At 55.1% G+C, this 17,351-nt stretch carries 16 protein-coding genes and 1 tRNA gene; 14 read left to right on the top strand and 3 right to left on the bottom strand.

The window, feature by feature from the left end; all coding sequences use genetic code 11:
* Positions 1-3 precede the first annotated feature (3 nt).
* A complete protein-coding gene (locus J7400_RS10250; protein WP_209062774.1) occupies positions 4-1,296 on the top strand; it encodes an amidohydrolase family protein in 1,293 nt (430 codons plus the stop codon).
* A gap of 39 nt (positions 1,297-1,335) precedes the next feature.
* On the opposite strand, the gene J7400_RS10245 is transcribed toward J7400_RS10250, so the two are convergent.
* Positions 1,336-2,343: an AraC family transcriptional regulator gene (locus tag J7400_RS10245; protein ID WP_209062772.1), complete on the bottom strand. Its 1,008-nt coding sequence runs from the start codon at positions 2,341-2,343 to the stop codon at positions 1,336-1,338.
* A 528-nt stretch (positions 2,344-2,871) separates the two neighbouring features.
* On the opposite strand from J7400_RS10245, the gene dctP reads away from it, so the two are divergent.
* From dctP to J7400_RS10225, 4 genes are all read left to right on the top strand, one after another.
* Positions 2,872-3,870, top strand: coding sequence for a TRAP transporter substrate-binding protein DctP (dctP, locus tag J7400_RS10240; RefSeq protein ID WP_209062770.1), 999 nt, complete (start codon positions 2,872-2,874; stop codon positions 3,868-3,870).
* Between the two features lie 8 nt (positions 3,871-3,878).
* A complete protein-coding gene (locus tag J7400_RS10235; protein WP_209062767.1) occupies positions 3,879-4,352 on the top strand; it encodes a TRAP transporter small permease subunit in 474 nt (157 codons plus the stop codon).
* A 1-nt stretch (position 4,353) separates the two neighbouring features.
* On the top strand, positions 4,354-5,613 hold the full coding sequence (locus J7400_RS10230) for a TRAP transporter large permease subunit (RefSeq protein ID WP_209062765.1): 1,260 nt from the start codon (positions 4,354-4,356) through the stop codon (positions 5,611-5,613).
* Between the two features lie 189 nt (positions 5,614-5,802).
* Positions 5,803-6,081, top strand: coding sequence for a hypothetical protein (locus tag J7400_RS10225; protein ID WP_209062763.1), 279 nt, complete (start codon positions 5,803-5,805; stop codon positions 6,079-6,081).
* Between the two features lie 103 nt (positions 6,082-6,184).
* Here J7400_RS10225 and J7400_RS10220 read toward each other — a convergent pair.
* Positions 6,185-6,259 (bottom strand) — tRNA-Asn (locus J7400_RS10220).
* A 275-nt stretch (positions 6,260-6,534) separates the two neighbouring features.
* Here J7400_RS10220 and J7400_RS10215 point away from each other — a divergent pair.
* From J7400_RS10215 to gmd, 9 genes are all read left to right on the top strand, one after another.
* Complete coding sequence (locus tag J7400_RS10215; RefSeq protein WP_247738732.1) at positions 6,535-7,077, top strand: sigma-70 family RNA polymerase sigma factor; 543 nt, start codon at positions 6,535-6,537, stop codon at positions 7,075-7,077.
* An 83-nt stretch (positions 7,078-7,160) separates the two neighbouring features.
* Positions 7,161-7,757: a hypothetical protein gene (locus tag J7400_RS10210; RefSeq protein WP_209062758.1), complete on the top strand. Its 597-nt coding sequence runs from the start codon at positions 7,161-7,163 to the stop codon at positions 7,755-7,757.
* Positions 7,758-7,791: 34 nt separating this feature from the next.
* Positions 7,792-8,922 carry a S8 family serine peptidase gene (locus tag J7400_RS10205; RefSeq protein WP_209062756.1) on the top strand — a complete coding sequence of 377 codons (1,131 nt, stop codon included), beginning with the start codon at positions 7,792-7,794 and terminating at the stop codon, positions 8,920-8,922.
* A gap of 187 nt (positions 8,923-9,109) precedes the next feature.
* Entirely contained in the window at positions 9,110-10,078 is a 969-nt protein-coding gene (locus J7400_RS10200) for a GDP-L-fucose synthase (RefSeq protein ID WP_209062754.1), read from the top strand.
* A 195-nt stretch (positions 10,079-10,273) separates the two neighbouring features.
* A complete protein-coding gene (locus J7400_RS10195; RefSeq protein ID WP_209062752.1) occupies positions 10,274-11,224 on the top strand; it encodes a glycosyltransferase family A protein in 951 nt (316 codons plus the stop codon).
* The gene (locus tag J7400_RS10190; protein ID WP_209062750.1) at positions 11,221-12,042 is read left to right on the top strand and encodes an NAD(P)-dependent oxidoreductase; all 822 of its coding nucleotides are present in this window, start codon (positions 11,221-11,223) and stop codon (positions 12,040-12,042) included. Before J7400_RS10195 ends, J7400_RS10190 begins: the two co-directional genes overlap by 4 nt.
* A complete protein-coding gene (locus J7400_RS10185; protein ID WP_209062748.1) occupies positions 12,035-12,808 on the top strand; it encodes a glycosyltransferase family 2 protein in 774 nt (257 codons plus the stop codon). Before J7400_RS10190 ends, J7400_RS10185 begins: the two co-directional genes overlap by 8 nt.
* A 30-nt stretch (positions 12,809-12,838) precedes the next feature.
* A complete protein-coding gene (locus tag J7400_RS10180) occupies positions 12,839-14,032 on the top strand; it encodes a DegT/DnrJ/EryC1/StrS family aminotransferase (protein WP_209062746.1) in 1,194 nt (397 codons plus the stop codon).
* Between the two features lie 44 nt (positions 14,033-14,076).
* Complete coding sequence (gene gmd / locus J7400_RS10175) at positions 14,077-15,198, top strand: GDP-mannose 4,6-dehydratase (RefSeq protein ID WP_209062744.1); 1,122 nt, start codon at positions 14,077-14,079, stop codon at positions 15,196-15,198.
* A 138-nt stretch (positions 15,199-15,336) separates the two neighbouring features.
* Here the strand turns inward: gmd and J7400_RS10170 are convergent, their stop codons facing one another.
* Complete coding sequence (locus tag J7400_RS10170) at positions 15,337-17,121, bottom strand: tetratricopeptide repeat protein (protein WP_348540172.1); 1,785 nt, start codon at positions 17,119-17,121, stop codon at positions 15,337-15,339.
* Positions 17,122-17,351 lie beyond the last annotated feature (230 nt).

The following is a 17,351-nucleotide window of genomic DNA, read 5'->3' as shown; positions in this document are numbered from 1 at the left end:
GAAATGTTTGATCTGATTGTCAAAAACGCCAGTCTGCCAGATGGGCGCAAGGGGCAAGACATCGCCGTTAAGGAAGGTGTGATTGCCGCTGTTGAGGCGGGCATCACAGCTGAGGCCCAAGAAGTGATCGATGTCGGCGGGAACCTTGTGTCGCCGCCCTTTGTGGATCCGCATTTTCACATGGACGCCACGCTGTCGCTTGGCACGCCGCGCATGAATGTCTCTGGCACCTTGCTGGAAGGCATCGCGCTTTGGGGCGAGTTGAAGCCGATCCAAAGCGTTGAAGACATCATCGCGCGGGCCATGCGCTATTGCGACCTGGCGGCCTCTATGGGGCTTGGTGCGATCCGCACCCATGTAGACACTTGCGATGACGAACTGAAAGGGGTTCGGGCGCTGCTGGAGGTGCGCGAGCAGGTCAAGGACTACATCGAATTGCAGCTCGTGGCCTTCCCGCAGGATGGCGTGCTACGCGACCCGACAGCCATGGCAAACACCATTCGTGCGCTTGATATGGGTGTGGATGTGGTCGGCGGCATCCCGCATTTTGAGCGCACCATGGCCGATGGCGCAGAGTCCGTGCGTCAGCTTTGTGAGATTGCGGCAGAGCGCGGTCTGATGGTCGACATGCATTGTGATGAAAGTGACGATCCGCACAGCCGCCAAATCGAAACGCTGGCCTACGAGACCCAGCGGCTGGGGCTGCAGGGCAGGGTGGCTGGCTCTCACCTGACCTCCATGCACTCGATGGACAACTACTACGTGTCCAAGCTGATCCCCTTGATGGTCGAAGCAGGTGTGCACGCGATCCCCAATCCGCTGATTAACATCATGTTGCAGGGGCGCCATGACACCTATCCCAAACGCCGAGGCCAGACCCGTGTGCGCGAGCTGCGTGATGCGGGCATCACCGTGGGCTTTGGTTCTGACTGTGTGATGGACCCGTGGTATTCGCTTGGTAAGGCGGACATGCTTGATGTGGCCTTCATGGGGCTGCATGTGGGGCAGCTCTCCAGCCGCGAGGATATGGCGTGGTGTTTTGAGGCTGTGACCACCAACTCCGCCAAAATCATGGGGCTGGAAGGGTACGGCCTGGCCCCGGGCTGTCGCGCCAACATGGTGCTCTTGCAGGCCCAAGACCCGATTGAAGCGATCCGCCTGCGGGCGCATCGTCTGGCGGTGATCCGCAGCGGCAAGGTGATTGCACAGAACGCCCCGCAGATGACAGCGCTGTCTCTGCCCGGCCGACCAAGCCATGTGGATCCGGCAGCTTATGCACCGTCCTCTGAGGGCTAAAATCCCGCACGCGCCGAGAGCAGATCTTGGCGCGTGATTTTATGCAGAAATCCGGTAGGCTTTGGGGGTCTTACCGGTACAGCGCTTGAAGGCGCGCACAAAGCTTGCGGTCTCAGAGAAGCCCAGAACACGGGCGATCTCTTCGATGCTCAGATCCGCCTCGCGCAAATACTTCACCGCAAGTTCGGTGCGCGTCATATCGACAATATCGCTAAAGGTTGTTTCTTCGCGCTTCAGATGCCGACGCAGGGTGCGGCTCGTGAGGTTCATGCGGTCGGCAATCTCTTCCATGCTGGAGGACAAACAACCGCTTTGCAGCAGAGTATTGCGGACCTGAGCTGAGACGGCGTTTTGCTGGTTAAGCTCGGACAACTCCCTTTCACACATCTGCACAACGCTCTGAAATGTCACAGTGTTCCCACGCTCAAGCGGGCGCTCAAACCAATCGGGCGACACATGGAAGCGGTTTTGCGCGGCCCCGTACCGGATCTCTTTGGCGGCCTCCGGCGGCAAAGTGTAATCGCTGTCCTCAGGATAGCGCAGCTCAATCAGGTCTGAGTGAAACCGATCCCCAACCACATCATTGTGCAGCGCATTGAAGATGCCCATCTGCAGGTTCACGAGGAAGGTATAAAACGCCCGATCCGCATAAGCCGCGCCAAGCGGTTCTGCTTCCCATCCCTGTGCGCCGTCCTCAAAGGAAAACGCCAGTCGGGACGTTGGAGCCGCCAGATGGTGAAACTTGCGCGCGAAAGCCACGGTCTCTAGATAGTTTGTGCTGCAAAGCACCGCGTAACCGTACATGCCGTAAGCGGAAATTCGGATGTGGCTGCCGATCTCATAGGGTAAATGCGGGTGCCAGAACCGTTCAGAGATATTCCTGAGGGCATGCAATATCTGCGCTGACGAGACGCGCAGAGCGCCGTCTTTCAATGCATGGGGCTCAAGCTCAGTGCCTTCAAAGACATGCGCCGTGTCGATGCCCCGTTTTTTCAATGCTGCCAAGGCCGCGTTGAGCTTGGCCGTATGGTAGATCCTGTCTTCCAAAACTGCTCCAGTACGTCCGAAAGCGCCTATGCAAAAGGCGATCGTCACAGTGCTTCACATATGTCCGATTTTTCCGGTCAGATGCAAGCCATACGACCCCGCGTTTTCCCAATGTCTTGCGTGAAAAAGAGTACTGCCCTTCAAACGTGCACCTTGCCAAAGAGCCTGTAAAGCGTGGACGCCATTACGCAATGCTCACCTTGCGAGGGAACCTCTGAGGTTAACTATATAACCTGCTGATTTAACTTCGGTAATTTTCCCGTGTCCTAAATTGTCAAAATTCTGGCCTATGGCGACATAGCATCCAATTTCGCTCTCCAGCATAAATACCGATGGAGGACCAGGGAGGCGACTGAAAACCGTTGGGGCAGGCCGCGCAGCAATTGTCTGCGTGATCTCATCAAGCCAACCTTAAGCATATCTGCGCTTGAGGGAGAGGTTATTTATGATGTGATAGCAAGAGCTTGCAACGCATAACGGTTTCTCAATCTGCCTTCCTTCGATCGGATAAGAACGAGGAGTAAGCCGATGAAATTTACCAAATTCGCCACCACCTGTGCGCTCGCGTTGGGCGTTATGAGCAGCACAGCGCTTGCGGAAACCACTTTGAAACTGGCCACCGTTGCGCCGCTGTCGTCCCCATGGGGTCAGTGGGCACAAGGCGTGGCGAAAAAGATCGAAGAAGAGTCCGGCGGTGAGATGAAAATCGAAGTCATCGGCGATGCGCAGCTGGGCGACGAGCAAACCATTTTGCGCCAAGGCATGAAAGGCCGCGTCGATCTGGTGCTTGTGTCCAACATTCCGCTGTCCCTGATCGGTCAGGAGATGGATCTGGTGTCGTCTCCCTTCCTCTATGACAGCGTTGAGCAGGGCAGCTGTGTGGCCTTCAACCACCTGAGCGAAATTCTCGGCCCAAGCCTGCGCGAAGCCCGTCTGGAGCCACTGACATGGATGGAAGTTGGCAACTATATCGTCTTCTCCAAAGACGAAGCACGCACACCATCCGCTCTTGAAGGCCGCAAGGTCCGCGTGGCCGCCACCACCGCAGACGAGCTCTTTGCTCGCAAGATCGGAGCCGTTGGTGTGCCAATGGGCACTTCGGACACCATCCCGGCACTGCAGACCGGCAACGTCGAAGCCGCCTTCCTGCCCGGCGTGTTTGGCATTGCTATCGGCACGCATAAAGTTGCGCCCAATGTCACTGTCAGCAACCATACCCGCCTGATTGGCACTGTGGCCGTGTCTCAGCGCAGCTACAATAAGCTGAGCGATCAGGAAAAAGAATGGCTGTCTGCCTTCACCGAAGGTGGCGCGGCACTGTCTGCTGCCGTGCTGGGTGCCGAAGGCGCGCTCTTGGGCAAACTTGAAGGTGCAGGGTTGCCTGTCGCGCGTCTGAGCGATGAGGAATCGGCTGAATGGCGCGCCTCTGCGGATGGTCTGCGCGAAGAACTGGCAGAGCAGCTTGGTCCGAAGGCTGTCTCCATTCTGGAGCAGATCAACGCGGCCAAAGTGGCCTGTGGTTCCTGAAGTCTATGATGTTGCTTCTACGTTTTCTGATGAAAGCAGAGGCCATTGTGGCGGCGGCGGCTTATGCCGCCACCACTTTGCTATTGCTGGCGGATGTTGTCGCGCGCGAGTTTTTCTCTCAATCCCTCTGGGGCGCCCAACAAACCGCAATTCTGTGCAGCATCCTTGCGGGTATGATCGGTTTGACACTCGCCACGGGGCGCGGTGCGCATTTCCGGCCAGAATTTGCTGACGGTGTTCTGCGCTTCAAAGCGATTGACCGGATCGGCGATCTGATCTCGGCGGTGCTTTTTGCTGTGATTGCTTACTACGCGGTGGAGTTCGTTCTGGAATCCCGCGATTTTGGCGACCGTGTGCCGGTTGTTAATCTGATGCTCTGGCCGGTGCAGATCGTGGTGCCTTACGCGATGATATCCTCTGCCATCAAACACGCCATATTTGCACTGAATCCTCAGGCAAAAGACGAGCTGAGGACCGCTTGATATGGACGCTCTCATTCTGATTGGCATCGTTCTGGGCCTGTTGATCCTTCGCCAGAACGTCATTCTCATTCTTCTGGTGGTGACTGCCTATATCCAGCTGGTCTGGGCCGGTGGCGATATCCTTTATGTGGTCGAAGACCTCTGGTCCTCGATGGACAACCACGTCCTGCTGGCGATCCCGATGTATATCATCGCAGGCAAGCTGATGTCGCGCGGCTCCATCGCACGTGATCTCATCGCGATGGTGCGCGCAGCGACCGATTGGATGCCCGGCGGACTTGGCATCGCTTCGGTGCTGTCCTGCGCGCTGTTTGCAGCCGTTTCCGGCTCCTCAGCGGCTACGTTGCTGGCGGTGGGCGTGGTGATGTATCCGGCGCTCAAAGAAGCGGGTTACACCGAGAAATTCGCCATTGGCGCGGTCACATCGGCGGGCACACTGGGCATTCTGATCCCACCGTCGATCCCGCTGATCATCTACGGGATTGTCACCGAAACCAATGTGGCGAACCTCTTCCTCGCCGGGATCATTCCGGGCATTCTGCTGACCGCGATTTTTGCGATCTACAGCATGACCACCAACCTCGGAAACGAGCGCGGCACATTCTCTGTAGCGCGTCTGGCAGAGGCGGTGCGCAAAGGAATCTTTGCGCTGATGACCCCGGTGATCCTGCTTGGCGGCATCTACACGGGCTATTTCTCACCAACCGAGGCCGCAGCCGTGGCCGTGGGCTATGCCATCTTGGTGGAGCTACTGGTCTATCGCGAGCTTTCAGCCAAAGATTTCTTTGACGAGGCGGTCTCAACGGCGGTGATGCTCGGCACACTTTTCCCGATTGTGGCCGTGGCCCTGTCGCTGAAATCGGTGCTGGCCATCGAAGGCATTCCCGGCGCCTTTGCAGAGTGGCTGCAAACCGTGATCTCCAGCAAGATCGCCTTCCTGCTTGCGCTCAATGTGGCGCTGTTGCTGGTGGGCTGTCTGATTGATGTGGTGTCGGCAGTCCTGCTGCTTGCGCCGGTCATGCTGGCGGCGGCGCAGCACTTTGGTGTGCACCCGATCCAGCTTGGCATCATCATGATCATCAACTTGGAGATCGGCCTGTTGACGCCGCCCATTGGCCTCAATCTCTTGGTTGCCTCAGGCGCCTTCAAAAAGCGCTTTGCTGAGGTCAGCCTCTCTGTGGTGCCCTTTATCCTCTTGATGCTTCTTGCGTTGATGATGGTGACGTTCATACCGGAGCTGACGCTCTATCTGATCAAATGAGACCTCTCGGGTCAGATCGCTTTGGGCTGATCACAAAAGCCATTCCTCCCGGCGCAAATCAAACGCGCCGGGGGACCCACACCGGCAGCACGCCAATTCCCACGAAGTTTCATGTCTAAGTGCCCTTCATACCCGCAGGACGGCCAAGAGGAGGTGATCCCTGTGATGTGCGTTGTCCAGGCGGGGCAGGTGCCTAAATCAGTGGAGACCAGCCTGAAGGCCCGCATCGGCGCGCTCACCCAACGTGTTTTTGACGCTGAGGCCGCCATTGTGTGGATCGTGGTCCCAGAAGGCAGCGGTTTCACCGCGGCGCTGCCCTCCCGCACGGTGATCACGTCGATGCATGCCAACCGCGTCTTGGACAGCGAAGAGCGAGGCTCTCTGCTCAAAACGCTCGGGGCGATCTGCATGGAAGAAATTGGCTGCAGCGCAGAAGAGGTGGTCACCTCGGTGCGTGAGCCAGAGTAGGGCGCTGCTTGGTACAAGAGGCACATTGTCCGCGCGAAGCGAACCTGCAAGCGCTCCTAAAAGCAAAAAAGCCCTCAGGTCGTTGAGACCTAAGGGCTTTTTATGGCTCCGGCGGTAGGGATCGAACCTACGACCAATTGATTAACAGTCAACTGCTCTACCGCTGAGCTACGCCGGAACATCTATCTCTGAGCTGCCTCAGAACATGTGGCGGGTATAACTTTGCTTTTCGGGGACGTCCAGAGGGTCTCTGCAAGAAATGTGACTTTTCTCGCAGTAGGACACTTTTGATCGGTCATGCGTTGGCCATCCAACTTGCAACGGAAGCCGGAAATTCATCATCAAGCCCCGAAATCCCAGTATCAGCAGCGGTTGACAGTCTCACCTTAGGTGACAGAAAATACAGCTGTTTTATTGATTGAGAGCACTGTTCCAAACCTCATGAGCTCCCCATTGCAAAATGATCTCGAAAGCGCGCTGATCGCTCGTGTGGCTTCAGGTGACCAGACAGCCATGCGCGCTTTATATGAGGCGCATTCGGAAGCTGTTTGGCGCTTTGTGCGCAGTCGCTTGAGTGATGAGTTCGAAGCCAATGACATTGTCCATGAAACGATGATCACTGTGTGGCGGACCGCTGCACGTTACGAGGGCAGGGCCTCTGTCAGGTCTTGGATGCTGTCCATCGCCCGCAACAAAGTGGTCGATCACCTGCGCAAACACGGGCGGCTCGACTTGAGGGACGCGGATGATACGGTTCCGGATGAAGCCCCAATCGCCGAGGTCGTGGTGGCCGCCGCTCAGGATGCCAATCGCCTGCGCGCGTGTATTACCAAACTTGGCGAGCGCCAACGCGCGGCGATTCACTTATCCTACTTCGAAGAGCTGACCTATGCGGAAATCGCTGAGATCGAACACGTGCCAGAAGGCACAATCAAATCGCGCATTTTTCACGCCAAGCAGCTTCTGATGCGCTGCCTGTCCAAAGGGGAGCAGTAATTTTGAACCTTTGTGAAGCGCCAGTCGACCAATGGGCAGACGTGTCACGCGACGCGATGTGCCTTAAGTAAGCGAGAGTATCGATGAGCGATGAATGGGAACATAGGTTCAGTGAAGAAGACGTCACCGCGTTTGTGCGCGGGCAGGCGGCACCGGCGCTTGTAGAAGAGATCGAACGGGAGATGGCGCACAACGACAAACTGCGTGCGGAGATCTCCCTACAGCAAGGCCTCAAGCCCGCGCTTTCCGAGATCGCGACTGGCATGCCGCCGGGTGAGCTTGGCTGGCGGCGTCTGGAGGTTGCGCTGGCGGATGCGCCTCAATCCAACGAAACGTCTGCCCCCACGCAGCCAGATTATTGGCGCATCGCAGCCATTGCCCTTGGTGTTGCCGTACTTATTCAGGGCGCATTCCTTGTTGCGCCGTCGTTTGCACCCAATGAGGCAAGATTTCAAACCGCGTCTCAGCCCGAGGCGGCTATCGAATTGGCCATCGCGTTTAAGGCAGAGGCCAGCATTGCTGAAATTGGCACTCTTCTGGATAATGCAGGGGCACAATTGGCGGATGGGCCGAGCGCTTTGCGACTCTTTCGTGTGAAGTTTGAGACGCAACAAGCTCTCATTGATGGAAAAATCCTTTTGGAGAGCTCAGATATCGTGACCCTCGTGGCGCGTCCGTGATAGGGGTTAAACCCAAACAGGTGAGGGAATGTGCATGTCGCGACTTATTGGAGTTCTGCTCGGAGCGCTTTTGCTAACCGCATGTGTCGGCTCACGTCCCTCTACGGTCGCACGCGCGGACGTGCGCGACACGCGCGAACTCATTGTCATGGTTGCTGGCGCGCCAGATGAGCTGATCAGCAACGCCGAAAACCTTGGATATGTCACCCGGTCAGTGCGCCCGCTTGAAGAGCTTGGGGACGTGTTGGTGGCCTTCACGATCCCCGAAGGGCTCTCCATACCCGAAGCAATTGCGCAGATCGAGCAAGCCGTGCCGGGGGTCACCGCCGGTGCGCATCATGTGTATCGCCTGCAAGCCAACCCGTTTACCGCATCCGGCGCCAACTACGCGAATGGGCTGATCGGATGGCGGGACGACGGCTGCCGCGCGGTGCGCCGCGTCGGCCTCATAGATAAAGCACTTCCGCAAGCGCACGAACATCTGGCTTCAGGGCGGGTTGTCCAAACCACTTTTGTCGCTCCTCAGCCCGTTGCCAACGCCGAGCATGGCGCGCAGATGGCAAGCCTTTTGATTGGAGAGGGGCGTCTGTCAGATACGGTGCTTTACAGCGCTGGTGTGGTGGAACAAGGCCCAGACGGAGAGACGACCGCAGGTGTCAGCGCGATGCTTGAGGCGGTGAACTGGCTTGCAAAGCAGGATGTGGAGGTCGTCAACATCAGCCTCGCGGGGCCGCGTAACAAATTGCTCAACCGTGGTATGGAGCGTGCCGCCAATGACGGCATGATCTTTGTCGCAGCGGCAGGAAATCAAGGCGCCAGCGCCCCGCCGCAGTTTCCGGCGGCGTTTCCCTATGTTGTGGCCGTGACGGCGGTAGATAGTGCGCTAGCGGTCTATGATCGGGCCGTGCAGGGGTCACAGATTGATGTTGCCGCCCCCGGTGTCGACATTCTTGTGCAAGACAGCACCGGCACACGGATCCTCAGCGGCACTTCAGCAGCAACGCCGTTTGTCACAGCTTCCATTGCAGCCAACAGTGGTTGGAAAGCGTTTTCGGTCGAAGAGATTAAAGAAGACCTGCGCACGATTACCCGCGACATTGGCGTGCCGGGCCAAGATGACGTGTTTGGTCAGGGGCTGATACAGGCACCAGCGGCCTGTCGGTAGTGCTCGGCTTGCGCGTTTCTCGCGATATTTACCTCCCAAATGTTGCGTAATAACACTAAGTTGACGGTTTGCTGCGATATGATACAGCGCCGTATACGCTGAGATGTGCATGCATTGGGCTTACGACCCTAATCGGCACTTGAGCGGTGAATTGGCTCATTACAGTAGAGACCGGGAGCAAACGAAAATGCGTAAGATATATGTTGCTGGCCACCGAGGAATGGTTGGCAGTGCCATATTGAGACAGCTTCAGGCCCGTCAAACTACGGGTGAAAAGATAGAGTTGATTACGCGTACATCGAATGAGCTGGATCTGACAAATCAGGCTGCAGTGCAGCGGTTCATGCAAGATGCAAAACCCGATGAGGTGATCCTTGCGGCCGCGAAAGTGGGGGGGATCCACGCCAACAATAGTTTCCCCGCCGACTTCATCTACCAAAACCTGATGATTCAGTGCAATGTTATCAATGCTGCCTTTGAGGTGGGTGTGCCCAAGCTTTTGCAGCTCGGGTCGAGCTGCATCTATCCGCGCGCAGTGCAACAACCTATGCCGGAAAATTCCTTGCTAACCGGTGTGTTAGAGGCCACAAATGAACCATATGCGATTGCCAAAATCGCGGGTATCAAACTCTGCGAAAGTTACAATCGTCAATATGGGGTTGATTACCGATCGGTGATGCCAACGAACCTCTATGGGCCTGGCGACAATTTTCATGCGGAAAATTCTCATGTTGTTCCTGCGCTGATCAGACGATTTGATGAAGCGGCCCGTTCTGACGCGAAGAGTGTGACCATTTGGGGGAGCGGCAGACCGCGCCGGGAATTTTTGCACGTGGAAGACATGGCACGCGCCAGCCTGTTTGTGCATGAGTTGGACAAGGGGCTCTATACAGCCAACACAGAGCCAATGATCAGCCATATCAACGTAGGCAGCGGTACGGATATGTCGATTTTAGAGTTGGCTCAGATGATCGCAGATACTACCGGTTTTAAAGGAAAAATCGAAACCGATCCGAGCAAGCCGGACGGAACCGAACGCAAGCTGATGGATGTATCGCGGCTCGCCAATATGGGATGGCGTGCTGAGATACCTCTCGAGAAGGGGCTCAAAGAGACCTATGCGTGGTACAAAACGAGCAAGGACATTCGCAGCTAATTGAGGCCTGAGCGCCAAGGCCTCTACAGGGTCGTTTTACTTTCCACAAAGTGGCAACAGCTGCATCAGGTACAACTGAATTTCATGAAGGGCCTTCGCGCATTAACCACGATTTAAGCAATCTCATTTAACGAGTGTTAAAGGGCCAAAACGGCCTGCGCTTCGGCGTATAAACACTAGATTGAGAGACGCAGAATGCGCCTGGCATCCCATAATGCGCCGGATATGAACGCACCGGCACGCCCCGCAGTAACCGTGTTCTGCGCAGTGTGGCATAAACAACCGAACAAACTAGAGTTGCTGAAATCCCATTGGGAAAACCTAAAGCAACAGTCAGTTCAGGTAGAACCTTGTTATATCTTTGACAACGGCGATACAGCGCCAGATTGGCTTGACGCGCCTTGGCATTCCTTTTCTGAACCACTGACAATCTATGAGGCCTGGTCAGCAGGTGTGGCGCTTGCGCGTACGCGCTATGTCATGAATCTCAATATGGATGATCGTCTGGCGACCAATGCCGCCGAAATCATGCTCTCCCAACTGCAAAAGCATAATGCGACTCTGATTGGAGGCGAATGGATCATCAGTTTTGATCATGCGTTTCAAACCCAACAATTCCCGGTTTCAGAAGTTAAGCAAACAGGCTTTGAATCCGCTTGGCCGCCAAAACCCTTGGAAGACGCGCAACCGCTTCGGCTTGGGAGTGGCACCGGGGAGCGGGGCACATTTGGCCCGGCAACTCTTTGGGATCTGAACAAAACCGGGCGGTGGTATCCAAGTTATTTTGGCAACGAAGACCCCATTCTGTCGATTGGTGACAGCGTGTTCTGGCGCCATCTTATGAGCCAGAAACTTCGTATGGCGCGACTGCCTTTGGTGGTAGGGCGGTACTATTCCTCCCCAGACGCACAGGCAGAGTTTCGGCCACATAACGACGAAGAGACTTTGCGCACCCATGGTGTTCACAAAGTGTCCTTCGCACAGCAGGTCAGCACGACATTTGACCACATGCTGCAGCAGGCCCCTAAGACCTTGCCAATTCCGCGCAACAAGGTCGAAACACAAAGCCGTGACTTGGCTGCGAAGATGCTCGCGCTATTTGGGCAAACAACACAGGCCCCAGCAGAGGAACGGCGCACCGCATGAACCGGCCCGAACGTATTTTTCTGACGGGAAGCAATGGTATTGTCGGGCGCCATGTGACCACCGCACTCCGCGCGCAGCATCCGCAATGTGACCTGATCTGCAACACTGTGGATTTGACCAATTTGACAGAGACCACAGAGGCGATAAAGGCTGCGGGCCCCCTCGATCTAGTCATCCATCTTGCTGCGCTGGTGCCCGTTGATGATGTGGTCAGCAACCCCGCGCTGGGTTATGCTGTCAACGCCGGTGGCACAATCAACCTTCTGAGCGCTTTGGCTTCCTGTGAGCGTGAGACAGGCGTATCGGCGCGGTTGCTCTATTGCTCTTCCAGCCATGTCTACGCACCTCAGGCGGAGCCTATTCGTGAAGATGCCCCAACAACACCAGCGTCTGTTTATGGCAAGACCAAGCTGATGGGCGAGGAGGCGGCACGTTCCATTTGTGCCGAGACTGAGCGATCTCTGTGTGTTGCGCGGCTGTTTTCGATCCACGACCCCGCGCAAACCGGCAGCTATCTGCGGCCCGCACTGACAACGCGTCTCGCAGATGCCGACCCTGCGAAGGTATTTGAGCTGCATGGCGCGGGCAGCTTGCGCGATTTTCTCCCTGCCAAAACCGCGGCGCAACATCTTGTCGATTTGGCTTTTTCATCCTTCGACGGTGTCGTGAATGTGGGATCTGGCAAGGCGCAGACTGTCGCGGAATTTGCACAATCGCTCGCGCCATTTCCTTTGAACATCAAACCAATCGGCACAGACAATGCGCTGGTGCCGGATGTGTCCCTCCTAAAAAGCCTCCTTGGAGAAGTAAATGACTGAGACTGTTTCCATCGTCATCCCGACTTTCAACCGCGCAGCCATGCTCCCCAAGGCGATTGACAGCGCTCTGGCGCAAACTTTCCCCTGCGAAGTCATCGTGGTGGATCATGGGTCCACGGATAAGACACCTGATGTCGTGGCCGGGTATGGCGACAAAGTCACCTATGTGCGTCGCGAGCGAGATTTTGGACCACATTTCTGCTGGTTGGAAGGCATTCTTCACGCTAATGGCACATATGTGCATTTGCAGTATGACGATGATTGGATCGCAGACAACTTCATTGAAAAATGTGTGAGTGTCATGGGCGATGACGTAGGATTTGCCTTCAGCGGTGCAGAGGTCGTTGACGACAAAACCGGGCGACAGATGATGACCCAATTTCTCGATTGGCTACCGGCGACTGGGATTTTTGAAAATCACCTGGCCGAAGACAGCATCGTCGCGTCTTTGATTTCTCCGGGCGCGGCGTTGTATCGCAAACAGGTGCTGATTGATGCGCTTTATCAGGGCGGGTTGCCCCTGCAAACCAACGAATATCACGGTGTTGGCCCTGACATCTTTGTCTCGCTTCTGTCGATGCTGCGCTATCCAAAACTTGGGTTTGTGAGAGAGCCGCTGGCCAGCTTTCGGGCCCATGATGGCAGCATCACCATCGACGCGTTGAAAGATGCGCAAAAACAGCGCGAGATCGCCGCAGCCTATAATGAGGTGCGTGCCTACTACGTCGAGCTAAAAGCCATGCAAATGGTTCGAGCCACTCAATAAGCGCAGCCAGAAGACAGGAAAGGCTCGATCATGACCTCAGCTCACAAACCGGTTCTGCTGGCAGAAGAGACCATCTCTCAGCAAGATCTTGAAACCACAGCAGCATGGATGCTTGCAGGCAATCGTTTGACCAAAGCGGAGGTCACAACGGAATTTGAGGCAGCGTTTGCTGCCTGGATGGGCTGCGAGCATGCCGTATTTGTCAATTCTGGTTCCTCCGCCAACCTCTTGATGATCTACGCCGCCAAAGAGGCAGGGCGTCTTCGCAACAACAAGGTCATCGCTCCGGCTGTTAGCTGGGTGACCACCGTGTCACCTCTGATGCAACTGGGCTTTGATGTCCGGCTTTGTGACTGCGATGCCGTCAACCTTGGCCTTGATCTTGAGCATCTGGAGACACTCTGTCGAGAAGAGGCACCTGCAATGCTGATCTTGGTGCATGTGCTTGGTCACGCCAATCACTTGAAAGAAATCAAAGCCATCTGTGATCGCTACGATGTGGTCTTGCTCGAAGACAGTTGTGAAGCGCTTGGGTCCACCTTTGATGGGCGCAAACTGGGTTGCCACGGTTTGGCAGGCAGCTTTTCCTTCTACTATGGCCATCACATTTCAACCATCGAAGGGGGGATGGTGGTCACGGATGATCCGGAACTTCATCAGGTGATGCTGTCGTTGCGCTCACACGGGTGGAGCCGTGATTTGTCAGCACACCGACAGGCGGATCTGCAAAATACCCATCAGATTGACGAGTTCCGCAATCTCTACACTTTTTATTATGCGGGCTTCAATCTCCGCTCAACGGATCTTCAGGCCTACATTGGCCTGCAACAGTTGGAAAAACTCGATCAGATTGGTGTCACCCGCGCGAAAAACTTCGACACGTATAAAAGGCTTCTGCCCGGGTTTTATGCCCAAAGCAGCGAGACCGATTTCCTGTCTTCCTTCGCCTATGGCACGCTGGTGGAAAACCGGATCGAAGTGGCTCAGGCCCTCAAAGTCCAAGATATCGAGTGCCGTCCATTGATTTGCGGTAATATCGCCCGGCACCCTTTCTGGCTGCGAACCTATGGCGCACAAAGCCTGCCGACTGCTGATGTGATCCATGACTTTGGCATCTATCTGCCGAACCATCACAATCTCTCAGAAACCGACATAGCGCGTGTGGCGGACTGCTTTAACGCAGTGGCTCGCCCCTTGACCGAACCCTTCGAAAGCTGCGCTTAAGCCCCAAACGATCTTTCTCGATCTGACAAAGAAAAGAGGACCCCATGACGAAACGCGCTCTTGTGACTGGCATCACCGGTCAGGATGGCTCTTATCTGGCGGAGTTTTTACTTGAAAAAGGCTATGAGGTGCATGGCATCAAGCGCCGCGCCTCCTCGTTTAACACCGACCGGATTGATCATATTTATCAAGACCCGCATGTCGATAACGCCCGCTTTAAGCTCCATTACGGCGACCTTTCAGACACATCTAATCTGACCAGAATTATCCGCGAAGTGGCTCCGGATGAGGTCTACAATCTCGGGGCGCAATCTCACGTTGCGGTGTCTTTTGAGACGCCTGAATACACCGCAGACGTGGATGCCATGGGCACGCTGCGCCTGCTGGAGGCCATCCGCTTTCTAGGCATCGAGAAAACCACACGCTTTTACCAGGCGTCGACCTCAGAGCTCTTTGGCTTGGTACAGGAAACACCACAGCGGGAAACCACACCTTTCCATCCGCGCTCTCCTTATGCGGTTGCCAAAATGTATGCCTATTGGATTTGCGTGAACTATCGTGAAGCCTATGGAATGTATGCCTGCAATGGGATTTTGTTTAACCACGAAAGCCCCCGGCGTGGCGAAACCTTCGTGACGCGCAAGATCACGCGCGGTCTGGCCAACATTGCGCAAGGGTTGGAGCCTTGTTTGCATATGGGCAACATCGACAGCCTGCGCGACTGGGGCCATGCAAAAGACTACGTCCGCATGCAGTGGATGATGTTGCAACAGGACTCTGCTGAGGATTTTGTCATCGCGACAGGTGTGCAGCATTCCGTGCGCGAATTCATTATCTGGTCCGCCGAGGAACTTGGCATTACGCTGGAGTTCAAGGGGCAGGGCGTAGATGAGGTGGCTGTGGTGGCCGCTATCAAGGGTGACAAGGCGCCAGCACTCTCTGTTGGCGATGTGATCATGCGCATTGACCCAAGGTATTTCCGCCCCGCTGAGGTGGACACGCTTCTGGGTGACCCCAGCAAGGCCAATGAGAAGCTCGGCTGGGTGCCGGAAATCTCGGTTAAAGAGATGTGTGCAGAGATGGTTTCTGAGGATCTCAAGATTGCCAAACGCCACGCGTTGCTCAAAGCACATGGCATGGAGTATCCGGTCTGTATGGAAGCCTGACCCTCGCAGCCCATGGCGAGATCTATTTCTACAAATCATCTCATAAGAGCACAAAAAAATCGCGGTAGAATGTACCGCGATTTTTTATTGGGATGCTCAAATAGGTGCAGGTCGCGCCGCTCTAAATATTTTGGCGCCTCAAGCGTTATCGACGCGCAGGTGCTCATGGGGCTTGCCAAGATGATGGCGCGTCACCGCTTCGACAAAGGCGCTTTCCAAAGCCCGCGTATAGGATTGCGTGTCAAACAACGCTGCGCTTTTCTGGTTTTTGAGGATCTTTTCTTTGACCGCTTTGAGGGCCGCATCTGATTGTGCCAGCTTACAAACAAGCGCCACATATTCTTCCTGCGTCTCTACGATCAGCTCATCCATCTCAAGCGCGCTCAGCAAGCTCGCTGCCACGCGTGACTGAAACACCTGTCCGGGCATAGTGATGACCGGCAGACCCATCCAGAGCGCGTCTGCGGCCGTTGTATGGGCGTTACAGGTGAATGTATCAATGAACAAATCTGCCAAATGATGCCGGGCGAGGTGCTCCATGCGAGACACAGGGTGTGCCCGGATCAGCCTTTCGGGTGCAATGCCACGTGCCTGTGCTTCCTTTTGTAGATTTTCAAAGGCGAGATCATTGCGTGCAAGCAGCCACAAAACACTGTTCTCAACGCGCGTCATGATCTCCATCCAGCGCTCAAAACAGTCTTCCGTGATCTTATAGGCGCTGTTGAACGAACAGAATACAAATGCATCCTCGGGCAAACCATAGTCTGCACGTGTCTTTGTCCAGTCAGGCTGCATACGCTGATCGTCATTTGGCTGATACGAGCCAGGCATGAAAATCAGCTTTTCATCATAGTGGTTTTCAAGCTCAGGTGGCACAGTCACCGCATCAACAACCATGTAATCAAACACCTCACTGCCCAGCGTGCCGGGGTAGCCAAGATAGCTGATGGTGATTGGCGCTGCACCCCAACCAAAGATCGCAATGCGGTTGTTGTTGGTATGGCCTTTCAGATCAACGGCCACGTCAATCTTCAGCTCACGCGAAAGCTGTGCAATCTGCAGATCGGATTTGTCTCTGACATAGTGGACAAAATCTGAATGGGTCTTTGCGAATTGATGCTCCGCATCATCCACGTAATCTGCATAGTAAAACAGGTGGACTTCAAACAGATCACGATTGTGGTTTCGCAGAACCCCGCGCAACAAATCCATGGTGGCATGGGCATAAAAATCGGAAGAAAAATAACCAATGCGGATTTTGCGCCCCTCTGGCGATACCAGAGGCGGGCGTGTCATCTGGGTGGCAGCCAGCGCGCGCGCCGTGTGCTTGCGCATTCTTTGACGTGTGCTCTCAGGATCGCCATCCAGCGAAACGAAGCTGAAGGGATCAACAGCCACAGCACCCAGCCCGATCTGGCTCATTTCATTTTCGTAGGGTTTGAGGCGGGCCCAGTCACACACATGCGCCAACTCTCTTATCACAAATGCTTTGAGATCATCCTGCGTCGGATGTTGTAGAAGTGTTTTCTCCGCGATCTCAATGGCTTTGGAGATGTTTCCGCGCGCCGATAGAAGGCCGACATAGTTTTTGGCAAGATCAAGGTTTTCGGGGTTAAGCTCATAGCCTTTTTGCGCAAAATCCAACGCCGCTGAGCGATTGCCAAGACGGCGGGAAATATCAGCCAGATTCAGATACACTTCCTGTGCCGTCGTCGGATCCAATTGGAGAAGTGTCAGGTAAACATCTGCAGCTGCTTGATATTCACGAGATTCACGCAAAGAAATAGCGAGATTTCGCAGTGTTATGACGTTCTCAGGGAAGACTTTTAAAAGGGACACAAAAAAAGGCACAGCCTCACTGTGGCGACCAGTCTTAGATAGAGCCAAGGCTACGAATTGCTTTACAGAATGCAGGTCAGGCATCTGCTGTAGAACGGGAAGACCTTGATCTATCACATCCTCATACATGCCACTTTCAGACAACTGTCTGAAAGCTGCATCAATTTGTTGCGCAAGAACTGGCTTTTTGAGTTTTTTCTTTTGCATGGCTGACCATCTGTCCCATCAACATACGACAAAGCATAAAGCTCATCTTTGCCTTCAACCTCGCACAGTATGGTTAACCGATTGTCTATATTTGCCCCCTCAACGCA

The organism is Shimia sp. R9_2 (assembly GCF_017743735.1).
In the GTDB taxonomy this organism is placed as follows: domain Bacteria; phylum Pseudomonadota; class Alphaproteobacteria; order Rhodobacterales; family Rhodobacteraceae; genus Shimia.
This window is presented reverse-complemented; position numbering and strand designations above follow the sequence as displayed.

What these genes read in the sequence shown, in the direction of transcription:
- J7400_RS10205 (WP_209062756.1), top strand. Translation starts at nt 7,792, where the DNA reads ATGTCGCGACTTATTGGAGTTCTGCTCGGAGCGCTTTTGCTAACCGCA.
- J7400_RS10250 (WP_209062774.1), top strand. Translation starts at nt 4, where the DNA reads ATGTTTGATCTGATTGTCAAAAACGCCAGTCTGCCAGATGGGCGCAAG.
- dctP (WP_209062770.1), top strand. Translation starts at nt 2,872, where the DNA reads ATGAAATTTACCAAATTCGCCACCACCTGTGCGCTCGCGTTGGGCGTT.
- J7400_RS10185 (WP_209062748.1), top strand. Translation starts at nt 12,035, where the DNA reads ATGACTGAGACTGTTTCCATCGTCATCCCGACTTTCAACCGCGCAGCC.
- J7400_RS10195 (WP_209062752.1), top strand. Translation starts at nt 10,274, where the DNA reads ATGCGCCTGGCATCCCATAATGCGCCGGATATGAACGCACCGGCACGC.
- J7400_RS10230 (WP_209062765.1), top strand. Translation starts at nt 4,354, where the DNA reads ATGGACGCTCTCATTCTGATTGGCATCGTTCTGGGCCTGTTGATCCTT.
- J7400_RS10210 (WP_209062758.1), top strand. Translation starts at nt 7,161, where the DNA reads ATGAGCGATGAATGGGAACATAGGTTCAGTGAAGAAGACGTCACCGCG.
- J7400_RS10200 (WP_209062754.1), top strand. Translation starts at nt 9,110, where the DNA reads ATGCGTAAGATATATGTTGCTGGCCACCGAGGAATGGTTGGCAGTGCC.
- J7400_RS10170 (WP_348540172.1), bottom strand. Translation starts at nt 17,121, where the DNA reads ATGCCTGACCTGCATTCTGTAAAGCAATTCGTAGCCTTGGCTCTATCT.
- J7400_RS10180 (WP_209062746.1), top strand. Translation starts at nt 12,839, where the DNA reads ATGACCTCAGCTCACAAACCGGTTCTGCTGGCAGAAGAGACCATCTCT.
- J7400_RS10190 (WP_209062750.1), top strand. Translation starts at nt 11,221, where the DNA reads ATGAACCGGCCCGAACGTATTTTTCTGACGGGAAGCAATGGTATTGTC.
- gmd (WP_209062744.1), top strand. Translation starts at nt 14,077, where the DNA reads ATGACGAAACGCGCTCTTGTGACTGGCATCACCGGTCAGGATGGCTCT.
- J7400_RS10235 (WP_209062767.1), top strand. Translation starts at nt 3,879, where the DNA reads ATGTTGCTTCTACGTTTTCTGATGAAAGCAGAGGCCATTGTGGCGGCG.